At 35.9% G+C, this 18,025-nt stretch carries 16 protein-coding genes, 14 tRNA genes, 2 rRNA genes and 1 riboswitch; of the genes, 25 read left to right on the top strand and 7 right to left on the bottom strand.

Annotated elements, in window-relative coordinates; translation table 11 throughout:
* The 16 genes from D2K40_RS04875 to D2K40_RS04800 form a co-directional block, all read left to right on the top strand.
* Positions 1 to 127 (top strand): 23S ribosomal RNA (locus D2K40_RS04875); the annotation flags it as partial.
* A gap of 147 nt (positions 128 to 274) precedes the next feature.
* Positions 275 to 390, top strand: a 5S ribosomal RNA gene (rrf, locus tag D2K40_RS04870).
* Between the two features lie 10 nt (positions 391 to 400).
* Positions 401 to 475: transfer RNA gene (locus D2K40_RS04865), tRNA-Asn, on the top strand.
* 3 nt (positions 476 to 478) lie between these two features.
* Positions 479 to 570, top strand: a tRNA-Ser gene (locus tag D2K40_RS04860).
* 27 nt (positions 571 to 597) lie between these two features.
* Positions 598 to 672, top strand: a tRNA-Glu gene (locus D2K40_RS04855).
* Between the two features lie 4 nt (positions 673 to 676).
* Positions 677 to 752: transfer RNA gene (locus D2K40_RS04850), tRNA-Val, on the top strand.
* A 50-nt stretch (positions 753 to 802) separates the two neighbouring features.
* Positions 803 to 879: transfer RNA gene (locus D2K40_RS04845), tRNA-Met, on the top strand.
* A gap of 5 nt (positions 880 to 884) precedes the next feature.
* Positions 885 to 961 (top strand) — tRNA-Asp (locus D2K40_RS04840).
* Between the two features lie 37 nt (positions 962 to 998).
* Positions 999 to 1,074, top strand: a tRNA-Phe gene (locus D2K40_RS04835).
* 13 nt (positions 1,075 to 1,087) lie between these two features.
* Positions 1,088 to 1,173 (top strand) — tRNA-Tyr (locus tag D2K40_RS04830).
* 30 nt (positions 1,174 to 1,203) lie between these two features.
* A tRNA-Trp gene (locus D2K40_RS04825) sits at positions 1,204 to 1,274 on the top strand.
* A gap of 14 nt (positions 1,275 to 1,288) precedes the next feature.
* A tRNA-His gene (locus tag D2K40_RS04820) sits at positions 1,289 to 1,364 on the top strand.
* Between the two features lie 8 nt (positions 1,365 to 1,372).
* A tRNA-Gln gene (locus D2K40_RS04815) sits at positions 1,373 to 1,447 on the top strand.
* Between the two features lie 7 nt (positions 1,448 to 1,454).
* A tRNA-Gly gene (locus D2K40_RS04810) sits at positions 1,455 to 1,529 on the top strand.
* 20 nt (positions 1,530 to 1,549) lie between these two features.
* Positions 1,550 to 1,623: transfer RNA gene (locus D2K40_RS04805), tRNA-Cys, on the top strand.
* A 10-nt stretch (positions 1,624 to 1,633) separates the two neighbouring features.
* Positions 1,634 to 1,715: transfer RNA gene (locus tag D2K40_RS04800), tRNA-Leu, on the top strand.
* Positions 1,716 to 1,984: 269 nt separating this feature from the next.
* Here D2K40_RS04800 and D2K40_RS04795 read toward each other — a convergent pair.
* Positions 1,985 to 2,716: a hypothetical protein gene (locus D2K40_RS04795; protein ID WP_117153514.1), complete on the bottom strand. Its 732-nt coding sequence runs from the start codon at positions 2,714 to 2,716 to the stop codon at positions 1,985 to 1,987.
* A 111-nt stretch (positions 2,717 to 2,827) separates the two neighbouring features.
* The gene (locus D2K40_RS04790; protein ID WP_117153512.1) at positions 2,828 to 3,157 is read right to left on the bottom strand and encodes a hypothetical protein; all 330 of its coding nucleotides are present in this window, start codon (positions 3,155 to 3,157) and stop codon (positions 2,828 to 2,830) included.
* A gap of 102 nt (positions 3,158 to 3,259) precedes the next feature.
* Positions 3,260 to 3,368, bottom strand: a riboswitch (SAM riboswitch).
* Between the two features lie 221 nt (positions 3,369 to 3,589).
* On the opposite strand from D2K40_RS04790, the gene D2K40_RS04785 reads away from it, so the two are divergent.
* From D2K40_RS04785 to glsA, 3 genes are all read left to right on the top strand, one after another.
* Entirely contained in the window at positions 3,590 to 4,189 is a 600-nt protein-coding gene (locus tag D2K40_RS04785; RefSeq protein WP_117153510.1) for a DUF6438 domain-containing protein, read from the top strand.
* Between the two features lie 132 nt (positions 4,190 to 4,321).
* Entirely contained in the window at positions 4,322 to 6,520 is a 2,199-nt protein-coding gene (locus D2K40_RS04780; protein WP_117153508.1) for an alpha/beta hydrolase family protein, read from the top strand.
* Positions 6,521 to 6,680: 160 nt separating this feature from the next.
* Entirely contained in the window at positions 6,681 to 7,649 is a 969-nt protein-coding gene (gene glsA, locus D2K40_RS04775) for a glutaminase A (protein WP_117153506.1), read from the top strand.
* Between the two features lie 164 nt (positions 7,650 to 7,813).
* Here glsA and D2K40_RS04770 read toward each other — a convergent pair whose 3' ends face one another.
* Entirely contained in the window at positions 7,814 to 8,392 is a 579-nt protein-coding gene (locus tag D2K40_RS04770) for a Maf family protein (protein WP_117153504.1), read from the bottom strand.
* Positions 8,393 to 8,553: 161 nt separating this feature from the next.
* Here D2K40_RS04770 and D2K40_RS04765 point away from each other — a divergent pair, with 161 nt between their 5' ends.
* On the top strand, positions 8,554 to 8,847 hold the full coding sequence (locus D2K40_RS04765; RefSeq protein WP_117153502.1) for a hypothetical protein: 294 nt from the start codon (positions 8,554 to 8,556) through the stop codon (positions 8,845 to 8,847).
* A gap of 136 nt (positions 8,848 to 8,983) precedes the next feature.
* On the opposite strand, the gene D2K40_RS04760 is transcribed toward D2K40_RS04765, so the two are convergent.
* The gene (locus D2K40_RS04760) at positions 8,984 to 10,711 is read right to left on the bottom strand and encodes a methyl-accepting chemotaxis protein (protein WP_117153500.1); all 1,728 of its coding nucleotides are present in this window, start codon (positions 10,709 to 10,711) and stop codon (positions 8,984 to 8,986) included.
* Positions 10,712 to 11,148: 437 nt separating this feature from the next.
* A complete protein-coding gene (gene mscL / locus D2K40_RS04755; protein WP_117153498.1) occupies positions 11,149 to 11,643 on the bottom strand; it encodes a large conductance mechanosensitive channel protein MscL in 495 nt (164 codons plus the stop codon).
* Positions 11,644 to 11,820: 177 nt separating this feature from the next.
* Between mscL and D2K40_RS04750 the strand changes: the two genes are divergently transcribed.
* The 3 genes from D2K40_RS04750 (at position 11,821) to D2K40_RS04740 (ending at position 13,825) form a co-directional block, all read left to right on the top strand.
* Positions 11,821 to 12,888 carry an LLM class flavin-dependent oxidoreductase gene (locus D2K40_RS04750; protein ID WP_117153496.1) on the top strand — a complete coding sequence of 356 codons (1,068 nt, stop codon included), beginning with the start codon at positions 11,821 to 11,823 and terminating at the stop codon, positions 12,886 to 12,888.
* A 3-nt stretch (positions 12,889 to 12,891) separates the two neighbouring features.
* On the top strand, positions 12,892 to 13,458 hold the full coding sequence (locus D2K40_RS04745) for an NADPH-dependent FMN reductase (RefSeq protein ID WP_117153494.1): 567 nt from the start codon (positions 12,892 to 12,894) through the stop codon (positions 13,456 to 13,458).
* A gap of 76 nt (positions 13,459 to 13,534) precedes the next feature.
* Positions 13,535 to 13,825 (top strand): hypothetical protein, encoded by a 291-nt coding sequence (locus tag D2K40_RS04740; protein ID WP_117153492.1) that lies wholly within the window; start codon positions 13,535 to 13,537, stop codon positions 13,823 to 13,825.
* Between the two features lie 198 nt (positions 13,826 to 14,023).
* On the opposite strand, the gene glnA is transcribed toward D2K40_RS04740, so the two are convergent.
* Positions 14,024 to 15,331, bottom strand: a complete 1,308-nt coding sequence (gene glnA / locus D2K40_RS04735; RefSeq protein WP_117153490.1) for a type I glutamate--ammonia ligase — start codon at positions 15,329 to 15,331, stop codon at positions 14,024 to 14,026.
* A gap of 164 nt (positions 15,332 to 15,495) precedes the next feature.
* Complete coding sequence (locus D2K40_RS04730) at positions 15,496 to 15,828, bottom strand: YppG family protein (RefSeq protein ID WP_117153488.1); 333 nt, start codon at positions 15,826 to 15,828, stop codon at positions 15,496 to 15,498.
* Positions 15,829 to 16,028: 200 nt separating this feature from the next.
* On the opposite strand from D2K40_RS04730, the gene D2K40_RS04725 reads away from it, so the two are divergent.
* The gene (locus D2K40_RS04725; RefSeq protein ID WP_117153486.1) at positions 16,029 to 16,871 is read left to right on the top strand and encodes an MBL fold metallo-hydrolase; all 843 of its coding nucleotides are present in this window, start codon (positions 16,029 to 16,031) and stop codon (positions 16,869 to 16,871) included.
* Between the two features lie 210 nt (positions 16,872 to 17,081).
* The gene (locus D2K40_RS04720; protein WP_117153484.1) at positions 17,082 to 17,981 is read left to right on the top strand and encodes a 5'-3' exonuclease; all 900 of its coding nucleotides are present in this window, start codon (positions 17,082 to 17,084) and stop codon (positions 17,979 to 17,981) included.
* Positions 17,982 to 18,025: the final 44 nt, after the last annotated feature.

The following is an 18,025-nucleotide window of genomic DNA, read 5'->3' as shown; positions in this document are numbered from 1 at the left end:
CCCTCAAGATGAGACTTCTCATCATTTAGAGTAAGATCCCTCAGAGACGATGAGGTTGATAGGTTCGAGGTGGAAGCGTGGTGACACGTGTAGCTGACGAATACTAATAGATCGAGGACTTAACTATAATATATATGTTGTCTTGTTGTACTTCTTATCTAGTTTTGAAGGTATAAATAATATTTTTCCTTTAAAAGTATTGATTTTATTCTGAGAATCAGGTATAATATTTCTTGTCATTGAAAAAGAAATTACTTCGATTCACTCTGAATGATCTGGTGACAATAGCGAAGAGGTCACACCTGTTCCCATGCCGAACACAGTAGTTAAGCTCTTCAGCGCCCATGGTAGTTGGGGCTTTGCCCCTGCGAGAGTAGGACGTCGCCAGGCGTGTATCCATTCCACAGTAGCTCAGTGGTAGAGCTATCGGCTGTTAACCGATCGGTCGTAGGTTCGAATCCTACCTGTGGAGCCATATGGAGAGCTGTCCGAGTGGCCGAAGGAGCACGATTGGAAATCGTGTAAACCGCTACCGCGGTTTCGAGGGTTCGAATCCCTCGCTCTCCGCCACTGTTACTTAGAAATCGATTGTATATGGGCCCGTTGGTCAAGCGGTTAAGACACCGCCCTTTCACGGCGGTAACACGGGTTCGAATCCCGTACGGGTCACCAAATTGGAGGATTAGCTCAGCTGGGAGAGCACCTGCCTTACAAGCAGGGGGTCGCAGGTTCGAGCCCTGCATCCTCCACCATTTTAAAACACTAAATTAATATACTAGAATTAATAAAAATTCTACATTATCGCGGGGTGGAGCAGTCTGGTAGCTCGTCGGGCTCATAACCCGAAGGTCGCAAGTTCAAATCTTGCCCCCGCAACCAAAATTGGTCCGGTAGTTCAGTTGGTTAGAATGCCTGCCTGTCACGCAGGAGGTCGCGGGTTCGAGTCCCGTCCGGACCGCCACTTTTAATATATAAGTAATTATATACCAATTTTATCTGGCTCGGTAGCTCAGTTGGTAGAGCAACGGACTGAAAATCCGTGTGTCGGCGGTTCGATTCCGTCCCGAGCCACCACTTTTTAAATAGTGGAGGGATAGCGAAGTTGGCCAAACGCGGCGGACTGTAAATCCGCTCCCATCGGGTTCGTAGGTTCGAGTCCTACTCCCTCCACCATTTTTTTTATTTCATGAAATTTCATATTGTAGGGGTATAGTTTAAAGGTAGAACAGAGGTCTCCAAAACCTCCGGTGTGGGTTCAATTCCTACTACCCCTGTTTTTTTAGTTATGGCGGTCGTGGCGAAGGGGTTAACGCACCGGATTGTGGTTCCGGCATTCGTGGGTTCAATTCCCACCGGTCGCCCCATATATTATTGGGCTATAGCCAAGCGGTAAGGCAACGGTTTTTGGTATCGTCATGCGCTGGTTCGAATCCAGCTAGCCCAGCCATTATATTGCGGAAGTAGTTCAGTGGTAGAACATCACCTTGCCAAGGTGGGGGTCGCGGGTTCGAATCCCGTCTTCCGCTCCATTTTTATATACTTTTATTATGGCGGTATAGCCAAGTGGTAAGGCAGAGGTCTGCAAAACCTTTATCACCGGTTCAAATCCGGTTACCGCCTCCATACACAATATGCCGGTGTGGCGGAATTGGCAGACGCGCACGACTCAAAATCGTGTTCCTTCTGGAGTGTCGGTTCGACCCCGACCACCGGTACTTTAAGTACATAAAAATGCTATTATATCAACGTTTCTTACACTTTGTAAGAAGCGTTTTTTATTTGCAAAACGATTATTACTGGCTCTATTATATATGTTGGGGTATGAAAGAGGAGCTGTACCTTAATGAAAAAAAGAACGTTCTCTCAAATGAGAAAACGTTCCAGATTTCTATTGCAAAAGAAGAAAAACATGGTGTTAATTAAAAGTTTAAACATTGTGTACTATTAATTTGATAATTGACCAGAAAAGGTATCAAATTTTCCTCTAAGCGATAGTTAAAAGGAGAACTACATATCCAATTGCTCCTAATGAAAATGCCCAAGTACTGCTTTCTCGATCTTCAGGTAGTTCCTCCTTTAACACATTTAGAATAATTGCACCGGATAAAAATGCAAAAAGTAGGGCTAAAGCTGATTCGGGTATTTCAGTTATGACACCGATTCCCCATCCGATCATTACAGCTAAAGCTAATAACCATCGACCAATACGATTATAGATATCTTTGTGATGAGTTCGTAAGCCATAATCAACGACAATAAAATGTAATGCCATAGCAATTACATATAAAATCAAATTTAATAGCCCTTCTGAATCTCTATGAATAAGTAAATATCCGATTAGCCCGTTATAGATTGCAAAGGAACTGATATGAATCCAAAAGGTTTTTTTCTTTGGTTGTTTTTTACCTGTGTCTTGCTGATTTTTTCTCTGAGATTTCTTGGCGATACTTTCTAAAATATAAAATATCACTAAACCAAGCATTGCCAGTAAATATACATGGTGTTCAAGATAAGAAAGCAAAAATCTTTTATGTTCTATTACACTTTGATGTTCCGTTAATTCAGGTAGGATATGAATGAATACATACCCGACAGATACACCGCCACCTAATGATAGAAACCGACTTCTAGGAATAATACGTATAAAACGCAAATTCTTAGCAAAGATATGCATACTTGCTAGTATTATTGCAAATGCGAACGCTGTTACCTGCATATAGACTCCTCCTCTATATGCTTTTTCCCATTTAACCTTAAATCTATTCAGAGTCTACATGAATTCTTTTGAATGTAACGTATTTAATTGTTTATGTTAGAAAACGATAACTTATATAAATACGTATTCTAAATAATTCCCAGTTGCTTCTTTAAAATCCACACCTTTTTTCTTTAGATCTGTCCAAATATATCTGTCCAAGGAATATGGTGAGCGAGACTGAAGTTCTAATAAGTTAGAGTTTGAAATGATAACTTCTAAAGTTGGCTTGTTTCCCTGGATTGAAATCGTATAACAGCCCTCTGATTTCATTAACTCTACCTTATAGTTTTCATCCAATTCCTGAAGTTGCTGCTCAACCACCCTAACTACATGATACAAATATTTTTCTCCTTCTTGATTTTTAGCCATATAGCCGCGAATAAATCCAGTCGTGTTCATTTAGCATTCCTCCTATTATTTTCATACCAATAGGTTTCAAGACCAATGAGATTGAAAAAGCCCTTTGCAGCAATGAATGCATACAAAGGGCTAAAGCACCGTTCGTTATCATTCAAAGCAAATTTTGCTTTGCTGGAGGGAGCACCTTACCTGTTCAGGTAGGTTGCTGTGAAGTCATAGAGCCAGTACTCTCGTTCACTCTTGATAACCATATTGAATTAGTTATATTCTACCATGAAATATGCTATGGTGCAAAACTTTTACCTATAGTAAAAGGAACCCCATTTGTAAGTGACCCTGAAGGTGTAATAGCTAAATATAAAGTTTATAACTCATTGTGCAACATAATAGAAAATAAGTATGCTCTTTTATTATGTTTTAATTATGTCTATAGTATTGTATAGATAGATTAAATGAAAAGGTGATGAGACAATGTTTACTGAAATATTTATATCCAGAACACCTTGTATGGGTGACTGTCCAGAGTATCAAGTAATAGTGAACAACATTGGAAATGTTCAATGGAACGGTCAATGGTCCGTTTATCATCTTGGGAAAGCAGATTTTAACATAACTAAAAGCAAAATAAAGAAAATCGAAATGCTATTAAAAGAATTTGATTATCGCTCGTTTACTTATCCCGAACCAGATATGTTTGCTACCGATCAACCTTCTTGTATTACAAAAGTTATTTTTGATGATGGATTTGTAAAAGAAATTGACCATTATTTAGGTGATACACAAAGCTACGATAAAGAAAGTAAACACTCCATAGCAAACTTAGAGAAATTCGAAAAAAAGTTAGAGCAAATTCTTGGTTTGCGCAAGTATATCAAACACCCACCATTTTATTTATATTATTTAAAATGTACTACTTGCAATGGTTATGAATCTGTTATATCTGCACCTAACGAAAATCAGGCTATTCAATTGGCGACTGAACATCACTATCATCATCAATGGGAAGTGAAGAAGATTGGAAAAGATGTTAGAAATACTTGCATGCCTCATCTTGTTATTGGTAACAGTTAAAAATGAAGGTTACAGGTTTAGCAGACACACCAACAACATAAAGACATTAAAAGTCCATGCTTATCGCTTATATAAATGGTAATATAGAAACATATAATAGTAATCTACATCGGAATTTTAGGTGGTGGAGTAGTGAGAAATTTTTTTGTTAAGGTAGGACAATGGTTATGTCGACGACTGGTAAGAACTCCAGAAAGAGATCGTATCATTGCAACTTGGTTTATTATTGGTTTATTCATGGCGACAACTATAGCTAGTATAATAGAAGCGCTGGGAAATCCAACAGGTGTAGGTTTTGTTTCGCGGTACATGGATATATGGAAGGCAGTTTCAATTAATGGACTCTATTTTCTCTTATGGACGGTCATTATTGGTGTATTCCTATCTCTTATTTACCTTCCCTTACCACGTCTGTTTTTGGGGAGTATTAGTTATGCAATATATTCTAGTATTGTCATGTTACTAAATGAAAATAGTGGGGAAGTCTTTTCCTATATTGTGGGTGTTAGCTACAGCATAGTTAGCTTATTAGTTGTCCTAATTTTGCTCCTTATTTGTCATAAAAGAATGAGGAAAGTAGTTATTCTATTTCTTCTGCCTACAGTACTTATATCGACTACCATTTATCTTGTTTTTTATACAATAGAAAACAAAAATCAAAGTGTAAAATCGCAACCGGCTTTTGCAGATGTTACAGATATGATTTTAGATGAAAACCCTGCTGAAAAAGGGGATTATCCTTATACATTTTTAACTTATGGTAATGGAAACGATAAATATCGAAAAGAGTTTGGTGAGAGTGTTGATATTACTACCAAAGCCGTAGATGCTTCTAGTTTTATAACTAAATGGGGTGAAAAACGACAAGAGTTTTGGGGATTTGATCAATCAGAGTTACCTGTTAACGGAAGGGTATGGCTTCCCAAAGGCGATGGACCTTTTCCAGTCATACTAATTGTCCACGGAAATCATACAATGGAGGATTTTTCAACCAGTGGATATGATTACTTAGGAGAGTTATTAGCAAGTCGAGGCTTCCTTACCATTTCTGTTGATGAGGATTTCATTAATTATTCAAATACTTCAGGGAGTCCTAATCGTAATTATGAATTGCGTGTCTGGACGATACTGGAACATTTTATTCAACTACAAGAAATGAATCAAAATACTGAAACTGCTTTATTCAACAAAATAGATTTCGAACGGGTTGGTTTAATCGGTCACTCACGAGGAGGTCAGGCTGTTCAGATGGTTGCTGATTATGAAAGATTTTTTGATGATAATAGATTCGTAGATAGTATGGAAAACATTCAAATTAAAGGAGTTGTATCACTTGCCCCAACAGATAAAATAATAAAAGGAAAGCGTCCTCGTTTAGATAATATTTCTTATCTACTATTGCAAGGAGCAAGAGATGGTGATGTGAATAATCTACGTGGTGAGCGACAATTTTATCGTACCAATTTTGATAAGGAGAGCGATGGATTTAAAGCTTCTCTTTATATAGAAGATGCAAATCATAGTCAATTCAATACAAACTGGGGACGAATGGACAATAGCTTACCAAGAGGGCTTTTTCTGAATCAGGCGCAAATAATGGAACCAGAAAGTCAACGTCAAATAGCTAAAGTTTATATTTCAGCATTTTTTGAAAGAGTATTCCATAATAAAACCTCCTACGAAAAACTTTTTCGAGACTATCAATATGGAAAACACTGGTTACCTGATACGACTCTAGTTAGTAAATACCAAAATTCAACTTATACGCCGATCATAGAACATCAAGATGATAAAGCGGTATTTGAAAATGGAGTTATTGCTACTGCAGATGGATTTAATGTATGGAAATGGATCACACCAGAGGACCGACGTGGTAATAATCGACCTGTCGATGCGACTCTGCTTGAATGGGAAGATCATGCGACATACAGTATTAGTCTACCAGACAACTATTTAAGCAATCTTGATTCGGAGAACATCAGATATATCTATATAAGAATGGCGAATTTGCAAACTGAAGAAGACATACCAGATATTCAGGTTGAGTTAGCAGCGGATGGTATTTTTGTAGAGCATTCATTAGATGACTTTATTCCATTTCCACCAGTTATTTTAACAAAGTATACCCACTTTGGATTAATGGATAGGTATTTTAGAGATGGAAAATACGAAAACGCATGGGAGCCTATTTTTCAAACTTTTGCAATACCAATTGAAGCATTTGAAGAAGTAAACCAAGAATTTGAGAAAGAAGACATAAACAATATAACATTACATTTCACCTCACACTCAGGAAAAGTATTGTTGGAAGTAATTGGAGTTGGTTCGTAACACATAACGAAAGATATTGGATATTAACGTGGAGGCATTTTCCTTTTCCATATCGGAACAGGGGAATGCCTCCACTTTGTTAGATTATTAAATTTTTGTTTGTATATCTTCTTATAATATTAGCAACACTAACTGTTCATACTAGTAAGGGGTGATGTGTATGTTTTGTGAATCAAACAAGGAACTTAAGACATTAGTTGAGGAAGCAAGGACTTATACAAAGGATGGAAAAGTTGCCGATTATATCCCTGCACTTGGAAAAGCAAATCCAAATGATTTATCAATTGCTATTAACTATCCCGATGGTCACTGTGTCTCAGCTGGTGATGTAAGCGAAAAGTTTACCCTTCAAAGTATTTCAAAAGTAATTAGTTTAGCACTTGTTTTGATAGATAGAGGGTCAAAAGAGGTATTTGAACATGTTGGGATGGAACCAACTGGAGACCCATTTAACTCGATTGCTAAATTAGAAACAATGATCCCTGCTAAACCACTTAATCCTATGATTAATGCTGGTGCTCTAGTTGTTACACATTTGTTAAAAGGGAGTACAAATGATGAGAAGCTTGACCGACTTTTAGCGTTTATTCAAACATTAGCAAACGATTCAACAATCGGTTATAGCGAGGAAATAGCTCGTTCTGAATATGAAACAGCTGATTTGAATCGAGCGTTATGTTATTTTTTAAAACAGCATAACCGCATGAATGAGGATGTAGAACAACTATTGAATCTATATACAAAACAGTGTGCGATTGAAATGAACTGCTTGCATCTTGCTCGCATTGGTATGGTGTTTGCGATGGATGGCGTAGATCCAGAGACGTCTAAACAAGTGATACCGAAAGAAGTGGCGCGTATTTGTAAAACATTTATGGTGACATGTGGCATGTATAATGCTTCTGGTGAATTTGCCATAAATATTGGGATCCCTGCCAAAAGTGGCGTAGCTGGTGGTATTATGGGGGCAGTCCCGGGAAGATTTGGTATTGGTATTTTTGGTCCAGCATTAGATGATAAAGGAAATAGTATTGCTGGCATAAAGTTATTGGAAATGTTATCAAAAAATTATCGGTTAAGTATGTTTGGAGCTACGCACGAAAATATTATTAACGTTTTTAACAACTGATAAAAAGGCTGATTGTAATAACAGCCTTTTTTACACTGATAGGAAAGTATAAAATTTTAGCATGGGTGAATATTCAACGTAGTAAAAATTTCTAGGAAATCAGTATAAGTGCAACTAGGCAATCACTGGCGCCAGGAGGCTTGGTGCTAGCTAAGTTTTCTTTATTAGCTATTTTTCGGGTAAATAGAAAAATTCCTCAATTCCCTAACAACGCGTGAGATAGGTAACCCAACAACATTGTAATAGTCACCAAATATTTGTTTAACAAACATTGCTCCATAACTTTGAATTCCGTAAGCACCTGCTTTATCATAAGGATCTTTTGTGGATATGTACCAATTGATTTCATCTGATGATAAAGGCCAAAATTCAACCTTTGTTCTTTCAACAAATACAACCTCATTATCTAATGATTTAATCATAAAACCGGTAAATACCTCATGTATCTCTCCACTTAGGGAAGCAATCATTTTATAAGCTTCTTCTTTATTTTTTGGTTTCTCAAATATAGTTTGATTATAAGAAACAACCGTATCAGCAGTTAAGATTACTTCATCCTCAGTTTCAATTTGAACTTCTTGAGCTTTTCGTATCGCTAATTGCTTTACTTTTTCATAAGGATCATTTGTTTTAATTTGCGATTCATCTATGTCCGGTTTTCGAATGCTGAAGGGAATATTAACTTGTTCTAAGAGTCCCTGTCTCCTTGGGGATGACGAGGCCAATATCAACTGTTTTGACATAGTAATACCCTCCTTTTAAAATGTAATAATTTTTATTCTACCCAGATTAACAGATTTTCATTAAGAGTAAAGTTTCCGGTGAAAATTTTGAAAAGTAAAGAGTATGATTTAGGAATACGGTAAAAACTATTGATTGACTATAGATATGGAGGAAAAAAATTATGCCTATTCAAAATGAATTTGAGATACAGCAACTCACAGAAGTTTCTCGAAAATTAGAGGATGCAGCTAACCATGCGAAAAATAATGCAGACCTTGATAAGATGCAACAGCTTCATGAAGAGTTACGAAATGTTCAAGACAAAATTCAAGGTGCACGTGGTAAAGCGATTAATGGAAGCGGCACATCAACTGAACCGTTATTCGAAGCACAGTTACGTGTGGAAGAAGCACAGCAACAGATGGAAAGAGCGATTCTGAATTTGAATGCGCAAGAAGATAATACACACTATTAAGTATAATTTTACTTTTATTAGACAAAAAGTGGTGCTCTAGCAATATAAGCTGTCCGTACCACCAAGTTTTACTGTAACAAAAAAGGATGAGGTAAACCTCGTCCTTTTTTTATAGTTAATTAAAATTCCTAGTTAGTTACAATTTAAATTTGTTGATTAGGTTATTTAAATTATTTGTAAGGTCAGTTAGTGACTTAGAAGCAACTGATACACGGTCCATTGCTTCTTTAGTTGTTTCAGTAGAAGCGGTAGTCTCTTCAACACCAGCTGCAGACTCTTCTGAAATTGCAGCAATGTCTTCTATAGCAGTATGCATTTTTTCACTAGAGTTTTTAATTGTACCTAAGTTATCAGAAATGGCTGTAACATCCTTACGCATGTCGCGAATAGCAGTTTCTATACTTTGGAATGTTTGCTTAGTTGTAGTTAAATGACTGGTTCCTTTTTCAACTTGTTCATAACCTGTCTCTAATGTTTTAGTAACTGAATCAGTTTCTTTTGTTATGTCGGTAACAATTGAAGTAATATCAGAGATTGAAACAGATACTTGTTCGGCTAATTTTCTTACCTCATCTGCAACAACCGCAAAGCCTTTACCGTGCTCACCAGCTCTTGCAGCTTCAATTGCAGCGTTTAAGGCTAATAAATTTGTTTGATCAGCTATATCTTTAATTACATCTACAATCTTATTTATTTTTGTAGATTGGTCTCTTAAATCACTTACTTTGTTGACTGACTTTTTCACTATCGCATCAATTGCCTCCATTTGTTGGACAGATTGTTGCATAACATTACTTCCATCTTCCGTCAATTGAACAACATTATTTGCACCTTCACTGACTTGATTTCCTTTTTCATTAGCTTCTTGGATGATTGTATGGAAGGAGGCCATATTTTGTGCTAAGTCTGTAGATGTATTAGCTTGATTTTGTGCACCTAAAGACAATTCTTGCATTGTCGCTGCAATTTGTTCACTACCCTTGTTTACCTCATCAGTAGTAAAATTTAGATGATTGGTTTGTTTTTTTACTTCCCCAGAAGTTTTTTTAATTTCCTCTAATAATTCTTGTAATTGAAATGTCATATCGTTGGTGGCATGAATTAAATCACCAACTTCATCATTTCTTTTTGTTTGTAATGGCTCGTGATTTAATTCTTTTTGCGAAATCGATTGCATTCTTTCGCTGACTTTTTTTATAGGATTACTAATAGAACGAGATAAGAAAAATGAGATAATTAATCCAATAATAGTGATTACTACAATTAGTGCGATACCGACGATTAATAAATAGTTAGTATTTGATATAAGTGTCTCACCACTAGAAGTGATCTTTGCATCTTGATTGGCTGCAAGTTCATCATAACCATTTATAATCCGATCGGTTAATGTGTTTACAATAGTTAAATTTTCAATTGCTAATGTGTTGTCGGAAGTATCATATTTGTTAAATATATTATTTTGCGTTTGTATTGCTAATGTTTTGCTATGCTCAATTGTTTTGTCTAAAATCTCATGGTCTATTTTTGATTGCAATTCTTCTTCCAATTGATTGCTTTCTTCTATTAAAATGTTATAACGTTCCAAATACGCTTCATAACCAAATACAACATACGCCCGGGTTAAACTAACTCGCTCGGAGACATTTAAACGCAATTGATCAATTAAAAGTAATTCAGAAAGTTCATGATCCACAATGTTTTCTGTTTCTTTCTTAATATTATTTAATGAGTATAAATTAAATGCACCAAAAAAAATCGTTAACATAATGATAATTAAAAAACCTGACAGTAACTTTCCATAGAGAGATGTAAGAGAAAAAAATGTTTTTTTGTTTTTTGTTTTTATTTTGTTTTTTTTCAACAATGGTTCTCACTCCTTAATTTTGTGAAAGCGGTTGCGCAAATTAGTTAAAAAAATTTGCAATTGAACAAATCCTATAAAGGTGTATTTAAATAACTAACGAATATTAAATAGGAACATATTTCGAGTGTTAATGTTTATTATACGACATATTTCCATGTTTTGCACTCACTAATTGTATCTCTAAGTTTATTGAATTGATAGATAGTAGACCAAAAAAATATGTTATATATTAACATAAATATAAAAACAAAAATATTTTTATCCCAGTGTTATCGTCCGTAAGACTCCCACTTCAAAACATCGAGAAAAATTAAAGTTGTTTAACAGGGAATAAACGTACGCTAACACCCCGAATGGTTCAGAGGACTTTAGGTCAAGCTTTAGGGCTAACAATCAGTGAGGGTAGGGCAAAAACCCCCACTGATTGAAGGTTCACTTTATCTGATTCTCAATCGTGGTTTACTTTGTTTATTAAAATTATCAGGTGGATCACTAATAGATGAGGAACAATTTGGACATATAATTGCTTGATTGGGAATGGATGTAAAACAATAAGGACAATCTTTTTTTGCCATTGCATCTAACGGATGTAAATGTGGTTTTTTCCATCGATTAATTTGACGAATAACGAGAAATATTACAAATAAAACAATTACGAATCTTACGGTTGCAGTAATGAACAAGCCATAATTTATTGTTGCAACACCAGCTTCTCTAGCATCTGCTAAGGAATCATACTGATGTCCACTTAATGTAATGTGTAAGTTTTCAAAATTCATTTTGTTGTAAAATATTCCAATTGGTGGGAGGAGGATATCTTTGACTAGTGAATCAATAAATCCACTAAAAGCAGCTCCTAATACTACACCGACCCCCATATCAACTGCACTACCTTTCATCGTAAACAGGCGGAATTCATGAAAAATCCCCAATTTGTCTACCTCCTTTTCTGTTTTATCCTATGAGTCAGCTGGACAAACTATGAAGATTATTAGGTGGAATGATTTATCTTAAGCATTTTATTGTACAAGTAACTTTTGAGGGTATAGATTATAAAGAGAATTCTACAAAAAGTATAGTTATAACATAAAAGAGGTTGAAAAATATATATGGAAAATTATCGTATTGATCAAAGTAAAGGTTTAGAATTTGGAATTTATACATTAGGCGATCATTTGGCGAACCCTTTAACGGGGGAGCGTATTTCTGCAGAACAACGCATTCATGAAATTATTGAATACGCAAAGCTAGCAGATCAGGCTGGACTTGATTTTTTTAGTGTTGGGGAAAGTCATCAAGCATATTTTGCAACACAAGCACACGCTGTTGTTCTTTCAGCTATTGCACAGGCGACAGAAAAGATAAAAATTGGCAGCTCAAGTACAATTATTTCTACATCTGATCCAGTTCGTGTCTATGAGAATTTTGCAACGCTTGATTTGATTTCAAAGGGAAGAGCAGAGCTGATTGCTGGACGTGCTTCAAGAATTGGACTTTTTGATTTATTGGGTTATGATGTTAGAGATTATGAAGGATTGTTTGAGGAGAAATTTGATTTATTGCGAAAGATTAATGAAGAAGAAGTAGTAAATTGGAGTGGTGAATATCGCGCTGCTTTAAATAATGCAGAAATTATTCCACGTCCACAAAATGGTTCATTACCGATTTGGCGTGCAGTTGGTGGAACACCTGCTAGCGCGATTAAAGCAGGATATGCTGGTGTTCCAATGTTCATGGCACATTTGGGTGGACCGGCATCAATATTTAAACGGACAATTGATGCTTATCGTGAGGCTGCAAGTCGAGGTGGTTTTGATCCCGCACAGTTACCTGTTGCAACAGCCGGTTTCTTCTATGCAGCTGATACATCACAACAGGCGTTAAAAGATTTGTATCCTCATATTAATGAAGGTATGAAGAAAACGAATGGTCAAGGTTTTCCAAAACAGCACTTTGCCCAAGGAGTAGATCCGCATAATATAATGAATATTGGTAGTCCACAAGAAATTATTGAAAAAATACTTTATCAACATGAACAGTTCGGTCATCAACGTTATATTGCCCAAATTGATTTTGGTGGCATGCCGTTTGATAAATTGATGAAAAACATTGAATTGATAGGATCAGAAATTTTACCAGCTATTAAGAAATATACAGCAAAGAAATTGGAGGGTTAGTAGATGAAGGTTGCTGCACTATCAGGTTCTAATGTTGGGTCGAAAACGAGAACAGCGATGAACTACACAATTAAAGCACTTACTGAAAAATATCCTGACACTGAAGTGACATTACTTGATTTAGCTGAATATGAGATTCAATTTAGTGATGGACGTAATTATTTGGAATATCAAGGTGACACTGGACATGTGACCAAAACTATTATGGAAGCCGACGCTATTATTATTGGAACACCAATTTTTCAGGCATCTATTCCAGCCACATTAAAAAACATTTTTGATTTACTTCCGGTTAATGCTTTTCGAGATAGAATAGTCAGCATGCTTGTAACAGCTGGTTCACAAAAGCATTACTTAATTGCAGAAAACCAGTTGAAACCAATATTAGGTTATATGAAAGCACAAATTGTGCAGACCTATGTGTTTATTGAAGAAGCTAACTTTTATCGAAAAGAACTTACAAATGATGATGTGCTATTCCGAATTGAACGGTTAGTAGAAGATACTGTTTTATTAACAGAAACCTATGCAAAAATACGAGAAGAAAAAGAAGCGGAATACGATTTCTAAAAGCTGGTGACATTTTTTAATATCAATTATCCATGTTATGCTTGTAAATAATAGATAACAGAATGGAGTGATAAAGTTGACGAAACAACAAAAAATAATGTGGAGTGTTGGCAATATCATCTTAGGTATTATCAGTTTTCCTGTTTATTTATTTTCGGTTTTTCAGGCGTGGGCAAATCAGGGTGGAATTGCGCTATTTGGAATTGGCTCAATAGTATTGATGTTAATTATCTTTATCGTTTTTAATTTATTCGTAATAAAGCAGGATAAGGTAAAATATTGGGGGTTATCTGTTTTGTTATTTTTAGGTTCAGCTACCATTACAATTTTAACGCATGGAATTTTACAAAATACGATTTTTGAATAATTGAAACGTGAAAAAACAACCTACAATGCAGGTTGTTTTTTCTTTTATCCCGGTGTAATCGTCCGTAAATCTCCCACTTCAAAACATCGAGAAAAATCAAAGTTGTTTAAGTGGGAGTAAACGGACGCTAACACCCCGAATGGTTCAGCTAACAATCAGTGGGGGAAGGGCAAACCCCCCACTGATTGAAGGTTCACTTTATCTACTCATATACTTTTTTCGTTCCCATTCGGTTACTTGAAGGTTGTAATCCAACCATTCATCTTCTTTTTCTTCAATAAATTTTTGGAATGCATATTTTCCAAGTGCATCGGAAATAACGTTATCTTTTTTTAGAAACTCAATTGCTTCTTTTAGATTGGTTGGTAATGTTGGAACATCATCTGATTCGACTTCAAACAAGTTGCGTGTCTCAACAGGCCCAAGTTCATATTGTTCTTTTATGCCATAAAGACCTGCATAAATAAGAGCAGCTATTGCTAAATATGGATTTGCTGTAGGGTCAGGGCTTCTCACCTCGAAACGAGTACCTTGACCTCTTGTTGCAGGGATACGTATCATACAACTTCTGTTAGAGTGAGACCATGCCACACTAACAGGAGCTTCATATCCAGGTACAAGTCGTTTATAAGAGTTGATGGTTGGATTGGTGATAGCTGTTAATGCTTTCGCATGCTTCAAGACTCCTGATATAAAATATCTTGCTGTTTCAGATAGCTTGTCTTCTTTATTCTCATCAAAAAATGCATTCTTATTATCCTTAAATAGAGAAATATTAATGTGCATACCTGAACCATTTTGGCCAGATAGGGGTTTTGGCATGAACGTTGCATGCATGTTGTAATTTGCAGCAATATTACGGACGACATATTTAAATGTTTGAATTTTGTCGGCTGTGTTTAACCCGCTATCAAAACGCCAATTAATTTCGTGTTGCCCGTTTGCTACTTCTTTATGAGAAGCTTCCATTACGAATCCGAACTTTTGTAGTGTTTTAGCAATATTACGCCTGCAAGTTTCTCCTCTATCAAATGGAGAAGTGTCAAAGTATCCAGCTCGATCATTTAATTCATTCGTGTGATAACCACGCTCATCTTTTTGAAATAAGAAAAATTCAGGTTCAGGTCCAAGTTTAACATCATACCCTAAATCAGAAGCTTCTTTTAGAGCACGTTTTAAAATAGAACGAGGATCACCTTTAAATGGCTCTCCTTCTGGTGTGTAAATGTCACAAATAAAACGAGCAACACTTTCACCACCCTCAAGTGCTGGTGGGACAATATTAAATGTTTCTAAGTCTGGATGTAGGTTCATATCACTAGCCTCAATCGAGGTGAAACCAACTATTGAAGAGCTATCAAACATCACTTTCTTTTCTAACACCGCATCAATTTCGCTAACAGGAACCTCTACATTTTTCGTATCACCTAACAAATCGGTAAATTCAAGCCTGATAAATTCAACATTCTCTTCTTTAATTGCATTAACGATATATTCTCTATTCATTATTAAGTAAATGCCTCCATTAAATAGATATTCAAAGTATGAACATCACTTTATCTTGATCTTAATTTGTTACAGATGATTAATTTCATTCTAGTTTTTTATATTTTAAGCAATAAAAAAAGGAATAAGCCTAAAGTTATTCCTTTAAACAACCAACTATAATTTTAGAAAAATCCGCGCACCATTTTTATTAATGGGGCAGCTTGCCCGTAAATGCCCATTACTTGCTGTACACTGCTGCCAACCTTATTCATATCTATATTTCCGTTTTCATCTTTAATAAGAGATGATAACCCTTCCACCGGACTTTGTTTTGTTTGATTTTGTTGATTATAAGGTTGCGGCCTTTGAGGCATCATAAAATCTCTTTGGAATGGATTCTCACTTTGTCTAAAAGGACGTCTATTTTGAGGCGGAAAGTTCATGGCTGATTGTTGTCTTCTTCGTGGCTGTGGACCTCTGTATGGGTTGCGCTGCGGTGGTGGTCCAAATAACATGAGGATTCCCCCTTTTAATTGTATTTCACTCAGCTAGTATACAGTATGGTTTATAACTGAACGTTGGCACGGTAAATGCACCAAAAAATGAAAATATCGACATACAAGAGAAGTTTAGTTTAATACATAAATTCCGTTTAAATCCTAATAGTATAAATATCCTTATAATAAATTACGTGTTTTAAAAGGAGATCATTTAAATGGAAAAAGAAATGAAGTATGGAGATGATTACAAGTTCATTCCAGCAACATCTATTGGTAATGGAGTAGGTGTTGAAGTTTTATCTGATATATACTGTTATACTATACAAATTGTTAATATCTGTTTATTTGGTGAGAAAGACGCTGATGATTTTGTCTTGATTGATGCAGGTATGCCAAATTCAGCAGAAGAGATTATAAAAGTAACAGAATCTAGATATGGCAACCGTCAACCAAGAGCAATTATTCTGACACATGGACATTTTGATCATGTGGGAGCTATTTTGGAATTAGTTAATTATTGGAATATTCCTGTTTACGCACATGAATTAGAAATTCCGTATCTGACAGGTGTGAAAAGCTATCCTGAACCAGACCCGAGTGTAGAAGGTGGGGTTATTGCAAAAGTTTCAGGTTTATTCCCAAATGAACCAATAGATTTAACAAATCATGTGAAGCCCTTGCCAGCTGATGGCACTGTTCCTTTCATGGCAGATTTTAAATGGTTGCATACACCTGGTCATACAGATGGGCATGTCTCTTTCTTTAGGGAAAAAGATCAGACATTAATTGTTGGTGATGCATTTGTTACAGTAAAACAAGATGCGTTATATAAAGTCTTTACACAGGAGGTCGAGGTTAATGGACCACCTAGATATTTCACTCCTGATTGGGAAGCTTCAAGAAAATCCGTTGAGAAATTGGCGGAACTAAATCCAATTGTTGCGGTGACCGGTCATGGTCAACCTGTTTCAGGAGAAGGATTGAAAACAGGATTAAAGAGATTAGTGGATGGTTTTGATAATATAGCAGTTCCAGATCACGGAAAATATCTGAACTAAACAAAAAGCAGGAGCCATATTATATGACACCTGCTTTTTTGTTTAATCTTACCTGTAATTGCTGAATGTTGTTTCTGACTACAAGATAATTTCAGACCAAATTCAGATATTATAAAAAAAATAGACAGGAAATGATTGAGCAGAGATTTTGTTTTTTAAAAAAAGTCGACGAAGTGGTACAATAGAATTTATCGACGAGGGGGAGTCAGGATGACGCAACAGAACTTATTATTAATTGACGGTTTCAATCTATTAAGTAGAGGCTATTTTGCAACTGCTTATAATAAATCAGAAGACCAACTTACGAAAACAAGTGATGGATTATATACAAATGCATTACGTGTATTTTTCCAAAAACTATTTAATTTAATAGATGGACACGGTGTTAGTCATCTTGCAATTGCGTGGGACGTAAAGCGTGAAGAGACAAGTAGAAGAGTGAAATATGACTTCTACAAAGCTAGTAGAAATGAATTGCCAGCACCTCTTATTCAGCAGTATGAAACATTAACGAAAATTCTTGATCAAATGGGAATTAATCAGTTGGTGGTACCTCCTCATGAAGCGGATGATGTGATTGGTTCATTGTCTACGAAATGGACGAGTGAAACAGAAGATAACTGCTTGATCTATAGTAATGATAAAGATTTATTACAGCTTTTAAATAAACAGACGTCACAAATTATTGCACAAAAACGTCAGGAAACTGTCTATACCATTGATCACTTCCGAGAAGAATACGGCATCGATTCAAGTCAGTGGGTTGATGTGAAGGCGTTGTTAGGTGATGCTAGTGATAATATCCCAGGCTGCCCTGGTGTTGGAGTGAAATCAGCACTTCCACTAATACAACAATATGTAAATGTAGAGCAATTGTTCGAGCAACTTGATGGGTTAGATCCGAAGTTTAATCGGTATAAAAAGAAATTAACAGAAGGTAAAGAATCTGTTTTTATTAGTAAAGAGCTTGCTACGATTGAACGAGGAATCCCGGTATTTGATACATTTGATTTGAATGACTTAAAGCTAGCAATTGAGCATGAACATGTTGCAGATGCGATGAAGGCATTAGAATTACGAATGAAGTATCAAGGCGTTCAAGTAGGGTAGAACCAAATAGCTAGTTAGTGAAGGGGAGATAAAGCTGTATATTT

This window comes from Paraliobacillus quinghaiensis (assembly GCF_003426025.1).
In the GTDB taxonomy this organism is placed as follows: domain Bacteria; phylum Bacillota; class Bacilli; order Bacillales; family Amphibacillaceae; genus Paraliobacillus_A; species Paraliobacillus_A quinghaiensis.
Note: the sequence above shows the minus strand (reverse complement) of the source record. Positions and strands in the feature narration are given on the sequence as shown.

Excerpts from the sequence above, each read along its gene's own strand:
- D2K40_RS04750 (WP_117153496.1), top strand. The coding sequence starts at position 11,821 with ATGGAAAATTATCGTATTGATCAAAGTAAAGGTTTAGAATTTGGAATT.
- D2K40_RS04720 (WP_117153484.1), top strand. The coding sequence starts at position 17,082 with ATGACGCAACAGAACTTATTATTAATTGACGGTTTCAATCTATTAAGT.
- D2K40_RS04795 (WP_117153514.1), bottom strand. The coding sequence starts at position 2,716 with ATGCAGGTAACAGCGTTCGCATTTGCAATAATACTAGCAAGTATGCAT.
- D2K40_RS04790 (WP_117153512.1), bottom strand. The coding sequence starts at position 3,157 with ATGAACACGACTGGATTTATTCGCGGCTATATGGCTAAAAATCAAGAA.
- D2K40_RS04785 (WP_117153510.1), top strand. The coding sequence starts at position 3,590 with ATGTTTACTGAAATATTTATATCCAGAACACCTTGTATGGGTGACTGT.
- glnA (WP_117153490.1), bottom strand. The coding sequence starts at position 15,331 with ATGAATAGAGAATATATCGTTAATGCAATTAAAGAAGAGAATGTTGAA.
- D2K40_RS04725 (WP_117153486.1), top strand. The coding sequence starts at position 16,029 with ATGGAAAAAGAAATGAAGTATGGAGATGATTACAAGTTCATTCCAGCA.
- glsA (WP_117153506.1), top strand. The coding sequence starts at position 6,681 with ATGTTTTGTGAATCAAACAAGGAACTTAAGACATTAGTTGAGGAAGCA.
- D2K40_RS04770 (WP_117153504.1), bottom strand. The coding sequence starts at position 8,392 with ATGTCAAAACAGTTGATATTGGCCTCGTCATCCCCAAGGAGACAGGGA.
- D2K40_RS04745 (WP_117153494.1), top strand. The coding sequence starts at position 12,892 with ATGAAGGTTGCTGCACTATCAGGTTCTAATGTTGGGTCGAAAACGAGA.
- D2K40_RS04765 (WP_117153502.1), top strand. The coding sequence starts at position 8,554 with ATGCCTATTCAAAATGAATTTGAGATACAGCAACTCACAGAAGTTTCT.
- D2K40_RS04730 (WP_117153488.1), bottom strand. The coding sequence starts at position 15,828 with ATGTTATTTGGACCACCACCGCAGCGCAACCCATACAGAGGTCCACAG.